Genomic DNA, 14,675 nt, shown 5'->3' with positions numbered 1-14,675 from the left:
CCCCACACACGACGACGCGGGCCCCGGAGCGGATGCTCCTGGGCCCGCGCAGCCGGGTCCGGGGGTGAAGGGGGGTGTCAGCCCTCCTCCTCGCCCGGCTTGTCGTCGGAGTCGCCGTCGATCTCGGCCTCCAAACCGAGCTGCTCGACGATCCACTTGTCGAATTCGATCGAGGCGCGAACCCAGCTGACCGTGCTCGACACGAAGTGTTCGAGCGAGACACCGGTGCCGATCAGCATCGATGCCTCACCGATCAGACGGACCGTGCCGTCGTCATGGGTGTGGGTGTAGGCCTTGGGCCACAGCGTCCGGCGGTTCCAGTCGTCGATCGCCTCCAGCAGCTTCGACTTCTCATCGAGGCCGTGGACACGGTCGTAGAACGTGCGGACGGAGAAGATCTGCTGCTCCTCCTCGCCCCGGAACATGAAGTACGTGCGGAACTGCTCCCACGGGGCGGCGAGGTCACCCTCCTCGTCGACTACGTACTTCAGCTCCATCTGGTCGAGGAGCTGCTTGACCAGGTCCTGGTCTGGCAGGACGGGACCATCAGGCCCCGACGGCTGCGGTTCGGGCTGGCCCCCGAAATTCGGAATCGAGGACGGGTCGATGCTCACCGTGGAATTCCCTTCGTATGGTCCCTGCCATCCTCCCCCACATCCGCCCCGTCCTGGCAAGCCCGGACGGGGCCGGTGCGGGCAACGTGTGGGTCAAGGGACCGATCCGGGCGGTCCACCGGCGGCTTCGGCCGGCCCGGGCGGGCGATTCCCCGCCGGGCCGGCCCCGGCTCAGACCCCGGCTCAGGCCGCGGCGCGCCCGGCGGCCGCCACCGTCAGCCGCTCCCCGTCGCCGTCCACGTCCACCCGTACGGTGTCGCCGTCGAGCACCTCGCCGGCCAGGATGGCCCGGGCGAGCTGGTCGCCGATGGCCGTCTGCACCAGGCGGCGCAGCGGCCGGGCGCCGTACGACAGGTCGGGCGCGGGTGCGTCGACGGCCGGTTCGTGGCCGAGCCAGGCGAGCCAGTCCAGCGCCCGGTCGGTGACGTCCAGGGTGAGCCGGCGGTCGCCGAGCCGGCGCTGGAGGTGGTCCAGCTGGATCCGGGCGATCCGCTGGAGTTGTTCCGTGCCGAGCGGGTGGAAGACCACCACGTCGTCGAGCCGGTTGAGGAATTCGGGCCGGAAGGACGCGCGGACGGTCTCCAGCACCTTCTCCTTCTTCTCCTCCTCCTTCAGCAGCGGGTCCATCAGGAAGGCGGAGCCCAGGTTGGAGGTGAGGATCAGGATGGTGTTCCGGAAGTCGACCGTGCGGCCCTGGCCGTCCGTGAGCCGGCCGTCGTCGAGCACCTGGAGCAGGACGTCGAAGACCTCGGTGTGCGCCTTCTCCACCTCGTCGAGCAGGATCACGCTGTACGGGCGGCGGCGGACCGCCTCCGTCAGCTGGCCGCCCTCCTCGTAGCCCACGTAACCGGGCGGCGCGCCGACCAGGCGGGCGACGCTGTGCTTCTCGCCGTACTCCGACATGTCGATCCGGACCATCGCCCGCTCGTCGTCGAAGAGGAAGTCGGCGAGCGCCTTGGCCAGCTCGGTCTTGCCGACGCCGGTCGGGCCGAGGAAGAGGAACGAGCCGGTGGGCCGGTCCGGGTCGGCGATCCCGGCGCGGGTGCGGCGGACCGCGTCCGACACCGAGCGGACGGCCTCGTTCTGGCCGATCAGCCGCTTGCCGATCTCCTCCTCCATGCGGAGCAGCTTCTGGGTCTCGCCCTCCAGGAGGCGGCCGGCCGGGATGCCGGTCCAGGAGCCGACCACGTCCGCGATGTCGTCCGGGCCGACCTCCTCCTTGACCATGGATTCCTTGGCGGCCTCCTGCTCGGCCTCGGCGGCCGCGGCCTCCTCCAGCTCCCGCTCGACGCCCGGGATCTCGCCGTAGAGGAGCTTGGACGCGGTGTCGAAGTCGCCGTCCCGCTGGGCGCGCTCGGCCTGGCCGCGCAGTTCGTCGAGCTTCTCCTTCAGCTCACCGACGCGGTTGAGGCTCTGCTTCTCCTTCTCCCACCGGGCGGTCAGTCCGCGCAGCTCCTCCTCCTTGTCGGCGAGGTCCTTGCGCAGCTTCTCCAGGCGCGCCAGGGAGCCGGCGTCGGTCTCGTTGCGCAGCGCCAGCTCCTCCATCTTGAGGCGGTCGACGGCGCGCTGGAGCTCGTCGATCTCCACGGGCGAGGAGTCGATCTCCATCCGGAGCCGGGACGCGGCCTCGTCGACCAGGTCGATCGCCTTGTCCGGCAGGAAGCGGGAAGTGATGTAGCGGTCGGAGAGGGTGGCCGCGGCGACCAGCGCGGAGTCGGCGATCTGCACCTTGTGGTGCGCCTCGTAGCGGCCCTTGAGGCCGCGCAGGATCGCCACCGTGTCCTCGACCGTCGGCTCGGCGACCAGCACCTGCTGGAAGCGCCGCTCCAGCGCGGGGTCCTTCTCGATCCGCTCGCGGTACTCGTCGAGCGTGGTCGCACCGACCATCCGCAGCTCACCACGGGCCAGCATGGGCTTGAGCATGTTGCCCGCGTCCATCGACGAGTCCCCGCCGGCGCCCGCGCCGACGACGGTGTGCAGCTCGTCGATGAAGGTGATGATCCGGCCCTCGCTGGACTTGATCTCCGCCAGGACGGTCTTCAGCCGCTCCTCGAACTCACCGCGGTACTTCGCGCCCGCGACCATCGCCCCCAGGTCCAGCGCGACCAGCCGCTTGTTGCGCAGCGACTCGGGCACGTCGCCCTTGACGATCCGCTGCGCCAGCCCCTCGACGACGGCGGTCTTGCCGACGCCCGGCTCACCGATCAGCACCGGGTTGTTCTTCGTGCGGCGGGAGAGCACCTGCACCACCCGCCGGATCTCGTGGTCCCGGCCGATGACCGGGTCGAGCTTGCCCTCGCGGGCGGCCGCGGTGAAGTCCGTGCCGAACTTCTCCAGCGCCTTGTACGTGCCCTCCGGGTCGGGGTTGGTCACCCGCTGCCCGCCGCGGTTCGCCTCGAACGCGGCCAGCAGCTTCTTGGCGGAGGCGCCCTGCTGCTCCAGCAGCTCGCCGGTGCGCCCGCCCTTGGCGGCGATCCCGATCAGCAGGTGCTCGGTGGAGACGTAGTCGTCCCCGAGGTCCCTGGCCCGCTGGGTGGCGTCCGCGATGGCGGTCAGCAGCTCGCGGTCGGGCTGCGGCGGGGCGACCGTCGAGCCCTGCGCGCTGGGCAGCCCCGCGAGCTGCCGCTCGGCGCCGTTGCGCAGCGCGGCGGCGTCCGCCTCCACGGCGGCCAGCAGGTCCATGATGTTCTCGTTGTCCTGCCCGGCCAGCAGCGCGAGCAGGAGATGCGCGGACGTCATGTCCGCGTGCCCGGCGGTGACCGCCCGCTCATTGGCGGCGCTCAGCGCCTCCCGGCTCTTGTTGGTCAGCTCGGCGTCCACGGCCCTGTGATCCTCCTCGTACTCGTGCCCGTACCCGCTACTGGCGCACGTTCCCTGAGCCAATCCTGCCTATGCCAACGTGCGATAAGTTGAGTCTATTCCACTCAAGCCCGCTCCGGCCCGATTCGGGCACCGGAACTCCCTCCCCCTTCCACCCCCTTCCACCCCCTTCCCCCCAATTACCCTGACCCCCATGGCCCACGATCTCAGCGCCCTCAGTCCCGAGTACCTCGCCTTCTGGGGCGAGTACCTGATGCCGACGCTCACCACGCCGCGGCCCGACGGGACGCCGCACGTCGTCCCGGTGGGGGTCACCTACGACGCCGGGCAGCGGATCGCGCGGGTCATCACGCGCAAGGACAGCACCAAGGTCAAGAACGTGCTGGCCGCCGGGCCGGACGGGGCCCGGGTCGCGGTGTGCCAGGTCGACCGGGGCCGTTGGGCGACCCTGGAGGGCATCGCGCGGGTGCGGACCGAGGCCGAGGCGGTGGCCGACGCCGTCGCGCGGTACGCCGAGCGGTACGGGCGGACCCCGGCCCCCAACCCCGATCGGGTCATGATCGAGATCGCGGTGACCAGGGCCATGGGACGGGCCTGAGCGCCTGCCAGAGGCCCTGGTCCAGACCTGTCCGAAAACGGATCCTCCGCATCCGGTGGCACCGCACCACCTGGTACCCAAGGACGACGGGGACCGAACAGCACCGGACAACGACGGGCAACTTCGGCGTCGTCCCGGCCGGAAGAAGGCAGCTGGAGGCGCCATGGCGTCGGCTTTGCGCATCGTGACGACCGTTCCGCGCCGTCCGCACCCCGCCCGTCCCCACCCGCACGCCGAGCTCTGTCCGCGCTGCGGCGGCCAGCTCGCGGTCAACCAGGACGGCTGGAAGATCTGCCACGCCTGCGGATACGCCTCGCCGCCCGGTACAGCCCCTCCACCACGGGCCGCCCTCGGGGGTATCGTCGCCCCCACAGTCGCCACGCACCGGAGGGCACGATGAACTCGGTCCGAGTGACGGCGATCGCCTGCCTGATGCCGCTGTCCGAGCTGGACGAGGACCCGTTCCTGGTCGACGACCGCAGCCAGCACGACATGTGCAAACAGTGGGCGGCGGCCCGTGATTACCACCTGACCTGCCAGCTCACCCTGCATCACCTGCGCGCCGACCACAGCGCGCTGTGGCGCGACGTCGAAAAGGGCCTGGTCGACGTGTTCGTGACGCCCAATCGGCGGGCGCTGGAGAACGCCATCGACGGCGCCGACGAGTTCAGCGCCCGCTGCGCGGCGGCCGGCGTCCGGCTGGAGACCGCCGACCTCGACGAGCCGGTCTACACGCTCGCGATGAAGTCACAGGTACACCGCCGGCTGTCGATGCCGACCGCGGGCTACAACGGCTGCTGAGCGCCCCGCCGGACCGCTCCCGGCCCGGCACGCCCGTGCGGCCCGCCCCGGACACGACCGAGGGCCGGGGCGGCTCGTCACCACCCCGGCCCTCGGCCGGGAAACCACCGGGCGCGGCGCCCGTCACTCGGACCGCTTCGGCCGCCACACCACCAGCGCGCTGGTCTGCTTCACGTCCTGATAGGGCACCAGATCGCGCCGATACGAGGCGTGCACCGCGGCCTCCCGCTGCTGCATCGCGCTGGCCGCGCCCTCCAGGGCGCCCTGGAGCTCGGCGATCCGCTGCTGCAGGGCCGCGACCTGGTTCTCCAGCTCGATGATGCGCTTGATGCCCGCGAGGTTGATGCCCTCGTCCTGGGACAGCTGCTGCACCGTGCGGAGCAGCTCGATGTCCCGGGCCGAATAGCGGCGGCCCCGCCCGGCCGTGCGGTCGGGCGAGACCAGCCCCAGCCGGTCGTACTGCCGAAGGGTCTGCGGATGCAGGCCGGAGAGCTGAGCCGCGACGGAGATGACGTACACCGGCGACTCTTCGGTCAGTTCATACGGGTTACGACGCTGCCCGCCCCGGCTCTCCATCTCAAGCTCCCTTCGCGGCCTGGAACAGCTCCGCCCGCGGGTCGGCCCCCGCGGTCGCCTCGCGATAGGACTCCAGCGCTTCCCTCGCCTCGTCGCTGAGGTCCTGGGGAACGACGACCTCGATGGTGACCAGCAGATCACCCCGGGTGCCGTCCTTGCGGGCCGCGCCCTTGCCCCGGGCCCGCATCGTGCGTCCGTTGGGAGTGCCGGCCGGCACCTTCAGCGTCACCGGCGGGCCGCCCAGCGTCGGCACCTTCACCTCGCCGCCGAGCGCCGCCTCCGGGAAGGTGACCGGCACCGTGACGGTGAGGTTGTCGCCCTTGCGGCCGAAGACCGGGTGGGCGCCGACGTGCACGACCACGTACAGGTCGCCGGCCGGACCGCCCCGCTCACCGGGAGCGCCCTTGCCGCGCAGCCGGATCCGCTGCCCGTCGGAGACGCCCGCGGGGATGCGGACCTGCATCGTGCGCGCGCTGGTGGCCCGTCCACTGCCCTTGCAGACGTCGCACGGGTCCTGCGCGATCAGGCCGCGGCCCTTGCAGTCGGCGCACGGGTCGGTCAGCGAGAAGCCGCCGCCCGCGCCCCGGCTGACCTGGCCGGTGCCGACACAGGTCGGGCAGACCCGAGGCGTACCGTTTTTGTCGCCGGTGCCCGAACAGGCCTTGCAGGCCGCCTGGCTGGACATCCGCAGCGGGACCGTGGCCCCGTCGACCGCCTCGGTGAAGCTCAGCGTCACCTCGGACTCGACGTCCTGGCCGCGCCGCGGCTGGGTACGCGTACCCGCACCGCCGCCGCGGTTGAACAGACCGCCGAAGACGTCGCCGAGCCCGCCGCCGAAGCCGCCGGCACCGCCACCGCCGCCGGCCGAGCCCCCGAACAGGTCGCCCAGGTCGAAGTTGAAGCTGCCGCCGCCGCCCGGCCCCGGCCGGAAGCCGCCGTTGCCGAACAGCGCGCGCGCCTCGTCGTACTCCTTGCGGCGCTTGGCGTCGCCCAGGACGTCATTGGCCTCGGAGATCTCCTTGAAGCGCTCCTCGGCCTTGGCGTCGCCCTTGTTGGCGTCCGGGTGGTTCTCCCGGGCCAGCTTGCGGTACGCCTTCTTGATCTCCGCTTCGGTGGCGTCCTTGGGGACGCCGAGGACCTTGTAATAGTCCTTCTCGACGAAGTCCTTGGTGCTCATCCCCGACGTCCCTCCTCCCGCGCGGTTCTTCTGTTGGTGTTCACGTCAGCCCTCTTCCGGGCCACCGCTCTCCTCGTCCGAAGCCTTGGTGTCCTCGTCCGAGGCGGACTTGGCGCTCTGCGCGCCCGGCTGCGGTTCGGCGACGGCGACCCGCGCGGGGCGGATCGTTCGCTCACCGATGCGATACCCGGGCTGCAGAATCGCCACGCACGTCGTCTCCGTGACGTCGGGCGCGTACGAGTGCATCAGGGCCTCGTGGATCGTCGGGTCGAAGGGCTCGCCCTCCTTGCCGAACTGCTGCAGACCGAGCTTGGCGACCACGGTTTCCAGCGACTCGGCGACCGACTTGAAGCCGCCGACCAGCTCGCCGTGTTCACGCGCCCGGCCGACGTCGTCGAGCACGGGAAGGAGCTCGGACAGGAGGTTCGCCGCCGCGATCTCCTTGACCGCGACCCGGTCCCGTTCCACCCGACGGCGGTAGTTCTGGTACTCCGCCTGGAGCCGCTGGAGGTCCGCCGTGCGCTCGTTGAGCGCCGTACGCACCTGGTCCAACTGCGCCTGGAGTGCTACGTCCTGTACGTCCCCGGCCGGGGCCGAGCCCGCCTTGTCGGCGGACTCGGCCTCCTGCGCCGCGTCTTCGGGGGTTGCGGCGTCAGAGGGGACGTCGGGCTTCTCTTCAAAGCCCGGGGTCTCCTCCGTCACGCGGCACCGTCCTTCTTGGGCTTCTCGTCGTCGACGATCTCGGCGTCCACGACGTCGTCGGCGGCGTCGGCCTTGGCCTGCTCACCGGCCGGAGCACCCTCGGCGCCCTGCGCGGCCTGGGCGTCGGCGTACATGGCCTGGCCGAGCTTCTGGGAGACGGCCGCGACCTTCTCGGTGGCGGTGCGGATCTCCGCGGTGTCCTCGCCCTTGAGCTTCTCCTTCAGCTCGCCCACGGCGGTCTCGACCTCGGTCTTGACCTCCGCGGGGACCTTGTCCTCGTTGTCCTTGAGGAACTTCTCGGTCTGGTAGACGAGCTGCTCGCCCTGGTTGCGGGCCTCGGCGGCCTCGCGGCGCTTGTGGTCCTCGTCCGCGTACCGCTCGGCCTCCTCCCGCATGCGGTCGACCTCGTCCTTCGGCAGCGAGGAGCCGCCGGTGACGGTCATCTTCTGCTCCTTGCCCGTGCCCAGGTCCTTCGCGGTCACGTGCATGATGCCGTTGGCGTCGATGTCGAAGGAGACCTCGATCTGCGGGACGCCACGCGGGGCCGGCGGCAGACCGGTCAGCTCGAACATCCCGAGCTTCTTGTTGTACGCCGCGATCTCGCGCTCGCCCTGGTAGACCTGGATCTGCACGGACGGCTGGTTGTCCTCGGCGGTGGTGAAGATCTCGGACCGCTTGGTCGGGATCGTCGTGTTCCGCTCGATGAGCTTGGTCATGATGCCGCCCTTGGTCTCGATGCCCAGGGACAGCGGGGTGACGTCCAGCAGGAGGACGTCCTTGACCTCGCCCTTGAGGACACCGGCCTGCAGGGTGGCGCCGATGGCCACGACCTCGTCCGGGTTGACGCCCTTGTTGGCGTCCTTGCCGCCGGTCAGCTCCTTGACGAGCTCGGCGACGGCCGGCATACGGGTCGAACCGCCGACCAGGACCACGTGGTCGATCTCGGCCAGCTGGATGCCGGCGTCCTTGATCACGTTGTGGAACGGCGTCTTGCAGCGCTCCAGGAGGTCCGCGGTCAGCTGCTGGAACTGCGAGCGGGTGAGCTTCTCGTCCAGGTGCAGCGGGCCCTCGGCCGAGGCCGTGATGTAGGGCAGGTTGATCGTCGTCTCGGTGGACGACGACAGCTCGATCTTCGCCTTCTCGGCGGCCTCGCGCAGACGCTGCAGCGCCATCTTGTCCTTGGACAGGTCGACGCCGTGGCCGTTCTGGAACTGCTTGACCAGGTAGTCGACGACGCGCTGGTCCCAGTCGTCACCACCGAGGTGGTTGTCACCGTTGGTGGCCTTCACCTCGACGACGCCGTCGCCGATCTCCAGCAGCGAGACGTCGAAGGTGCCGCCACCGAGGTCGAAGACCAGAATGGTCTGGTCGTCCTTCTCCAGGCCGTAGGCCAGGGCGGCCGCGGTGGGCTCGTTGACGATGCGCAGGACGTTGAGGCCCGCGATCTCACCGGCCTCCTTGGTGGCCTGGCGCTCGGAGTCGTTGAAGTAGGCCGGAACGGTGATGACCGCGTCGACGACCTTCTCGCCCAGATACGCCTCGGCATCCCGCTTGAGCTTCTGCAGGATGAAGGCGCTCATCTGCTGCGGGTTGAAGTCCTTGCCGTCAATGCCGATCTTCCAGTCGGTGCCCATGTGGCGCTTGACCGACCGGATGGTCCTGTCGACGTTGGTGACCGCCTGGCGCTTGGCGACCTCGCCGACCAGCACCTCGCCGTTCTTCGCAAAGGCGACGACGGACGGCGTGGTCCTGGCGCCCTCGGCGTTGGTGATGACGGTGGGCTCACCGCCTTCAAGAACACTGACGACGGAGTTCGTCGTGCCCAGGTCGATGCCGACCGCACGTGCCATTTCGATTCCTCCAGCTGACTTGAGTGGAACAGGCTCAAGAGTGCAACACCGAGAAAAACCTGTCAACAGAGCTGAGTCGAGTCCGCTCAACTTTTATGTCGCCCTTATCGTCACCCGGCCACCCCGGAGGACGCCCGCCCCCGACGCAGGGTTGCCTGCGCGACACAGATCACCGGCCGGGCGCCTTCATGGCGCCGGGGAGAATGGGTAACCTCAGCGTCAGATCCAAAAAGTTACCGCTTAGTAATTCCGCTCTCGCAGGTTCGAGGAGCCCCCAATGCAACTCGCCGCGATCATCGTGGTGCTGGTCCTCACGGCAGTCGGTGTTGCGCTCGTCGGCCGAGCCATCGCCCGGTTCATCCGGTTCTTCCGGCTCGGTTCGCCGGTTCCGGCGGGCACCCGCACCGGCGACCCGAAGCAGCGCACGATCACCCTTGGCAAAGAGTTCGTCGGCCACACCCGGATGAACAAGTGGGGTGTCATCGGCATCGCCCACTGGTTCGTCGCCGTCGGCTTCCTCACCCTGGGGCTGACGATCGTCAACGCCTACGGCCAGCTCTTCAAGGCCGACTGGGTGCTGCCGGTCATCGGCAACTGGCTGCCGTACGAGCTCTACACCGAGTTCATCGGCACGGCCACCACGATCGGCATCATCGTGCTGATCGCGATCCGGCTGATGAACCTGCCCTCGCGGGCCGGCCGCAAATCCCGCTTCGCCGGTTCGACCGCCTGGCAGGCGTACTTTGTCGAGTACGTCATCCTCGTCATCGGTCTGGCGATCATGACGCTGCGCGGCCTCGAAGGCGCCCTGCACCACGTCGACGGTTACGAGCCCGCGTACTTCGCCTCGTACCCGCTCGTCGCGGCGTTCAAGGGCCTCAGCCTCGGCACCCTGCAGAACCTGACCTACTTCGTCGCCATGATCAAGCTCGGCGTGACGATGACGTGGGCGATCACGGTCGGCCTCAACACCGACATGAGCATCGCCTGGCACCGCTTCCTGGCCTTCCCCAACATCTGGTTCAAGCGCGAGGCCGACGGCGACGTCGCCCTGGGCGCGCTGCAGCCGATGACCTCGGCGGGCAAGCCGATCGACTTCGAGGACCCGGGCGAGGACGACCAGTTCGGCGTCTCCCAGATCGAGCACTTCTCCTGGAAGGGCCTGCTGGACTTCTCGACCTGCACCGAGTGCGGCCGCTGCCAGTCGCAGTGCCCCGCCTGGAACACCGGCAAGCCGCTCTCCCCCAAGCTGCTGATCATGGCCCTGCGCGACCACTCGCACGCCAAGGCCCCCTACCTGCTCGCCGGCGGCGGCAAGGACATGGAGGGCACGGAGCGGGCCACCGAGGAGCAGCTCAAGGACGTGCCCGCGTCGGCGCTGGCCGAGGCCGAGCGCCCGCTGATCGGGACGCTGGAGGAGAACGGCGTCATCGACCCGGACGTGCTGTGGTCCTGCACCACCTGCGGTGCCTGCGTCGAGCAGTGCCCGGTCGACATCGAGCACGTCGACCACATCGTCGACATGCGCCGCTACCAGGTCATGATCGAGTCCAGCTTCCCGTCCGAAGCCGGCACCATGCTCAAGAACCTGGAGAAGAAGGGCAACCCCTGGGGCCTGGCCAAGAAGCAGCGGCTCGCCTGGACCAAGGAGGTCGACTTCGAGGTCCCGGTCGTCGGCCAGGACGTCGAGGACCTCACCGAGGTCGAGTACCTCTACTGGGTCGGCTGCGCCGGTGCCCTGGAGGACCGCGCCAAGAAGACCACCAAGGCCTTCGCCGAGCTGCTGCACATCGCGGGCGTGAAGTTCGCGATCATGGGCGGCGACGAGAAGTGCACCGGTGACTCGCCGCGCCGTCTGGGCAACGAGTTCCTCTTCCAGCAGCTCGGCGCCGAGAACGTCGCCACCCTGAACGCGGCCTTCGGCGAGGACGACGAGGACGAGTCGACCAAGAAGCCGAAGGCGTCGAAGAAGATCGTCGCGACCTGCCCGCACTGCTTCAACACCATCGCGAACGAGTACCCGCAGCTGGGCGGCGAGTACGAGGTCATCCACCACACCCAGCTGCTCCAGCACCTGGTGGACGAGGGCAAGCTCACCCCCGTCACCCCGGTCGAGGGTCTGATCACCTACCACGACCCCTGCTACCTGGGCCGCCACAACAAGGTCTACACCCCGCCGCGCGAGATCATCGCCAAGGTGCCGGGCCTGCGGAACGAGGAGATGCACCGCCACAAGGAGCGTGGCTTCTGCTGCGGCGCCGGCGGCGCCCGCATGTGGATGGAAGAGCGCATCGGCAAGCGCATCAACAACGAGCGCGTCGACGAAGCCCTCTCCCTCAACCCCGACATCGTCTCCACCGCCTGCCCCTTCTGCCTGGTCATGCTCACCGACTCGGTCAACGGCAAGAAGAACGACGGCAAGGCGAAGGAATCCATCCAGGTCGTCGACGTCGCCCAGCTCCTGCTGGACTCCGTCAAGACCCCCACCGACCCGACGGACGAGACTCCCGCGGAGAGCGAGCCCGAGCCCGAGCCGGTGAAGTAGCCCACACCTGAAGAACCCTGAGTGGGGGTGCCCGTGAGAAATCACGCGCACCCCCACCGGCCTTTTCCCTTCCGCCAACGGGAGGTGACGGGCCGGAGGGGCCTTGTTCGTGGACTGCTGACGCTTTACGTCCACGAACAAGGCCCCGCAGGCCCGTACGTGGGCCGGCAGCCAAGCGCAGCGAACTGTCACAGCTCAGCCCCAAACGCACCCCCATCTCCCCACTCGGCCACCCGGTCCCCGGGGACCAGGTACTTTCGAAGGCGTGGCTGGATTCAGGATGGGTCGCGGACGGGATGCCCGCCCCGCGCAGAACGGACAGCAGGGGCAGGCGCAGCAGGCGCCGTACGGGCAGCAGGGGCCGTACGGGCAGCAGGCCGCGCCGCCACCGCACGGGCAGTGGCAGCAGTACGGCGGGGGACCGCAGGGGCAGCCGCAGCAGTACGGCGAGCCCGAGTACTTCGGCGACGCCGGCGGCGCCGGCTACGCACCGTACGGCGGCGACAACAACCCCGGCAGCACCCGGCAGTTCAGCATCGGCGAGGCCCCGGACGCGTACGGCGGGTACCCCGATCAGTACGGCAACGGCCCGGCCGACGGTGACTACGCCGCCGGCGGCACGTACCGCGCCGGCCAGTCCTCCGCGCCGCCGGCCGGCCCCCGGCTGCACTGGAAGCAGCTGCTGTCCGGCATCGTGCTGCGCCCCGACCCGACGTTCTGGCAGATGCGGGACCACCAGGTGTGGGGCCCGGCCCTGACCGTCACGTTCGTCTACGGCCTGCTCGCGGTCTTCGGCTTCGACAAGGCCCGTGAGGACGTGCTGAACGCCACGCTCTCCAACAGCATCCCCTGGGTGCTGATCACCGCCGTGATGTTCATCGTCGGCAGTCTGATCCTGGGCGCTGTCACCCACACCCTGGCCCGCCAGCTCGGCGGTGACGGTGCCTGGCAGCCGACCATCGGCCTGGCCATGCTGATCATGACGATCACGGACGCGCCCCGGCTGCTGTTCGCGATGTTCCTCGGCGGCGACTCCGCGCTCGTCCAGGTCCTGGGCTGGCTGACCTGGCTCGCCACCGGCTACCTGCTGACGTCCATGGTCAGCAAGTCGCACGACCTGCCGTGGCCGAAGGCGCTCGGCGCCTCCGCGATCCAGCTGGTCGCGCTGCTGGCGCTGCTCAAGCTGGGCACGCTGTAGGCCACGGCCCGGACCGGACCGCCACACGGCAAGGGCCCGTCCCGGAGCACTCCGCTCCGGGACGGGCCCTTCGCCGTACGGGCGCCGCGCGCGATCGGCGTACCGGCAGCGGCCGTTACGCGAACCGCTGCCCTGTCGACCCGTCACACGACCGCAGCCGCAACGGCTCCTTCGCACCGTCCAGCGTCAGGCAGAGCGACTGCGCGGCGGCCGGCCGGATCGTGCCGTCCGCCGGCCGGGCGAACTGCTGGTTGGCCGCGCCCGAGCAGTTCCACAGCACCAGCCCGGCCCCCGGCTCGTAGCGTGCGCCGGGGACGTCCAGGCACCGGTCCTGGGTCAGTCCGACGTGCACCGACCGCTGGTCGTCGTCGTACCACCAGTCCTGGTGGCGCTGGCCGTTGCAGTCCCAGCCGCCGACCACCGTGCCGTTGCCGCTGGCGCCGCCGGTCGCGTCCACACAGCTGCCGGTGGCGGTGTTCCGCAGCGGCCGGTACGCGTCGTCCCAAGCGCCCGGGTACAGCTTCGGCCGCCCGGTGCTCGCCGGGTCCGCGCAGGACGCCTCACGCAGTCCCGGCGCCGCGTACAGCTGGGTCAGGCAGGAGGCGAACGCCGCATGCCCGCGCGCGTTGGGGTGGAAGGACTGCCGCACCGAATTGGAGTCGGGCGGGAAGGGGTTGGTGAGGTTCACGTACAGTCCGCGCGCCCAGGTGTCCTCCATGCACACCTCGTGGCCGTGGAAGAGCCGCGAGGCGTCGAGGTAGGTCACGCCGGTGTCCTGCGCGATCCTCCGGACGCCGCGTTCGAAGGCCGGTACGGCGGCGTTGCGGCCCCAGCCGGCGTCGGAGGTGTAGCCGGTGCAGCCGCCCGGCAGCTTCCCGGGGAAGTGCGGGTTGTCCTCCACGTCCGGCCCGATGGGGCTGGGGTACGACATCACCACCAGCCGGTAGTCGCCGTCCGCGTACCCGGCGTTCCGCATCACGGTCCGCAGGTCGGTCAGCGTCCGCTCGATCTTCGGCACCAGCCCGTCGACCCGCGCCTGCCACCCCGGCCGGTACTTCGGCTCGCAGGTGCCCTGGAACAGGAACCAGTGCTCCACGCAGTCCGTCATCACCGGCCCGAACTGGAGGTCGTCGTTGGCGCCGGCCACCAGGAGCACCATCTTCAGCCGGGTGTTGCGCGCCGCGATCGCCAGGCTGTCGCTCTGCACCAGCTCATCGGCGTACTGCTTGCTGCCGCCGATGACGATGTTCCCGCTGGACGCGCCCGAGCACGCGACGTTGTACGTGACGTCGGCCGCGATGCCGGTGCGGTGGATCGCCGCGTCCGGGGACCGGTGGCACCAGTTGGTGGGCCCGTCGGTCCCCGGCTCGTACGTCCCGACGCCCTCGCCGGAGATCTCGCTGTCGCCCAGCGAGATCAGCGAGGTCTTGCGCTCGGCGAGCGGCCGCTCGGCCGGGTCCCCGTAGAGCTTGACGGCCTCCTGCGCCCGGACCTTCTCCAGCTCGGGCGGCAGCGGTGTGGTGGCCCTGATCGTCGCCCGCCCGCTTCCGCTCGCGGCTCCGGTGGCGGCACTCGCCCCGCCGCCCGCCGCCAGGCTGAACACCACCCCCAGCACCGCGGCCGAGCCCACCACCGCACCCCGTAAGCCACCGAACCCGCGCCACCCGTGCCCCGCACGTCTCACGCCTGTCGTACGCACCCTGCGGCCTCCCCTCCGGTCTGCTGTTACCGCGGGTTGTACTCGCAAGTAAGCCCGGGCGGAACACCGGTAACGCCATTGGCCGAAAGACGCGC

Annotated in this window: 11 protein-coding genes; 4 read left to right on the top strand and 7 right to left on the bottom strand. The window is 70.1% G+C overall.

Features of this window, described 5'->3' with window-relative positions; translation table 11 throughout:
* Positions 1-77: 77 nt before the first annotated feature.
* Together ACZ7MX_RS13685 and clpB are read right to left on the bottom strand one after the other, a co-directional pair.
* Positions 78-614, bottom strand: a complete 537-nt coding sequence (locus tag ACZ7MX_RS13685) for a YbjN domain-containing protein (protein WP_030414448.1) — start codon at positions 612-614, stop codon at positions 78-80.
* 183 nt (positions 615-797) lie between these two features.
* A complete protein-coding gene (gene clpB, locus ACZ7MX_RS13680) occupies positions 798-3,434 on the bottom strand; it encodes an ATP-dependent chaperone ClpB (RefSeq protein WP_472131722.1) in 2,637 nt (878 codons plus the stop codon).
* Positions 3,435-3,627: 193 nt separating this feature from the next.
* Between clpB and ACZ7MX_RS13675 the strand changes: the two genes are divergently transcribed.
* Together ACZ7MX_RS13675 and ACZ7MX_RS13670 are read left to right on the top strand one after the other, a co-directional pair.
* Positions 3,628-4,032, top strand: a complete 405-nt coding sequence (locus tag ACZ7MX_RS13675; RefSeq protein WP_472131720.1) for a pyridoxamine 5'-phosphate oxidase family protein — start codon at positions 3,628-3,630, stop codon at positions 4,030-4,032.
* 396 nt (positions 4,033-4,428) lie between these two features.
* On the top strand, positions 4,429-4,833 hold the full coding sequence (locus tag ACZ7MX_RS13670) for a hypothetical protein (RefSeq protein WP_030414445.1): 405 nt from the start codon (positions 4,429-4,431) through the stop codon (positions 4,831-4,833).
* Positions 4,834-4,956: 123 nt separating this feature from the next.
* Here the strand turns inward: ACZ7MX_RS13670 and ACZ7MX_RS13665 are convergent, their stop codons facing one another.
* Genes ACZ7MX_RS13665 through dnaK form a run of 4 tightly spaced genes read right to left on the bottom strand, consistent with a single transcriptional unit; the run spans position 4,957 to position 9,138 of the window.
* Entirely contained in the window at positions 4,957-5,409 is a 453-nt protein-coding gene (locus tag ACZ7MX_RS13665; RefSeq protein WP_030414444.1) for a heat shock protein transcriptional repressor HspR, read from the bottom strand.
* Position 5,410: 1 nt separating this feature from the next.
* Complete coding sequence (gene dnaJ / locus ACZ7MX_RS13660) at positions 5,411-6,586, bottom strand: molecular chaperone DnaJ (protein WP_472131718.1); 1,176 nt, start codon at positions 6,584-6,586, stop codon at positions 5,411-5,413.
* 45 nt (positions 6,587-6,631) lie between these two features.
* Positions 6,632-7,288 carry a nucleotide exchange factor GrpE gene (gene grpE / locus ACZ7MX_RS13655; protein ID WP_472131717.1) on the bottom strand — a complete coding sequence of 219 codons (657 nt, stop codon included), beginning with the start codon at positions 7,286-7,288 and terminating at the stop codon, positions 6,632-6,634.
* Positions 7,285-9,138, bottom strand: a complete 1,854-nt coding sequence (gene dnaK / locus ACZ7MX_RS13650; RefSeq protein WP_472131715.1) for a molecular chaperone DnaK — start codon at positions 9,136-9,138, stop codon at positions 7,285-7,287. The genes grpE and dnaK overlap by 4 nt, the downstream gene beginning before the upstream one ends.
* Before the next feature lie 277 nt (positions 9,139-9,415).
* Between dnaK and ACZ7MX_RS13645 the strand changes: the two genes are divergently transcribed.
* Both ACZ7MX_RS13645 and ACZ7MX_RS13640 read left to right on the top strand, forming a co-directional pair.
* Complete coding sequence (locus ACZ7MX_RS13645; protein ID WP_472131714.1) at positions 9,416-11,683, top strand: (Fe-S)-binding protein; 2,268 nt, start codon at positions 9,416-9,418, stop codon at positions 11,681-11,683.
* Positions 11,684-11,963: 280 nt separating this feature from the next.
* Complete coding sequence (locus tag ACZ7MX_RS13640) at positions 11,964-12,881, top strand: Yip1 family protein (RefSeq protein WP_472131811.1); 918 nt, start codon at positions 11,964-11,966, stop codon at positions 12,879-12,881.
* A 115-nt stretch (positions 12,882-12,996) separates the two neighbouring features.
* On the opposite strand, the gene ACZ7MX_RS13635 is transcribed toward ACZ7MX_RS13640, so the two are convergent.
* Positions 12,997-14,514, bottom strand: coding sequence for a ricin-type beta-trefoil lectin domain protein (locus tag ACZ7MX_RS13635; protein ID WP_472131713.1), 1,518 nt, complete (start codon positions 14,512-14,514; stop codon positions 12,997-12,999).
* Positions 14,515-14,675: the final 161 nt, after the last annotated feature.

The sequence above is a fragment of the Streptomyces sp. NPDC107765 genome, assembly GCF_055657085.1.
Note: the sequence above shows the minus strand (reverse complement) of the source record. Positions and strands in the feature narration are given on the sequence as shown.

Coding starts and splice junctions, on each gene's coding strand:
- ACZ7MX_RS13675 (WP_472131720.1), top strand. CDS start 3,628: ATGGCCCACGATCTCAGCGCCCTCAGTCCCGAGTACCTCGCCTTCTGG.
- ACZ7MX_RS13670 (WP_030414445.1), top strand. CDS start 4,429: ATGAACTCGGTCCGAGTGACGGCGATCGCCTGCCTGATGCCGCTGTCC.
- ACZ7MX_RS13665 (WP_030414444.1), bottom strand. CDS start 5,409: ATGGAGAGCCGGGGCGGGCAGCGTCGTAACCCGTATGAACTGACCGAA.
- dnaJ (WP_472131718.1), bottom strand. CDS start 6,586: ATGAGCACCAAGGACTTCGTCGAGAAGGACTATTACAAGGTCCTCGGC.
- dnaK (WP_472131715.1), bottom strand. CDS start 9,138: ATGGCACGTGCGGTCGGCATCGACCTGGGCACGACGAACTCCGTCGTC.
- ACZ7MX_RS13645 (WP_472131714.1), top strand. CDS start 9,416: ATGCAACTCGCCGCGATCATCGTGGTGCTGGTCCTCACGGCAGTCGGT.
- ACZ7MX_RS13640 (WP_472131811.1), top strand. CDS start 11,964: ATGGGTCGCGGACGGGATGCCCGCCCCGCGCAGAACGGACAGCAGGGG.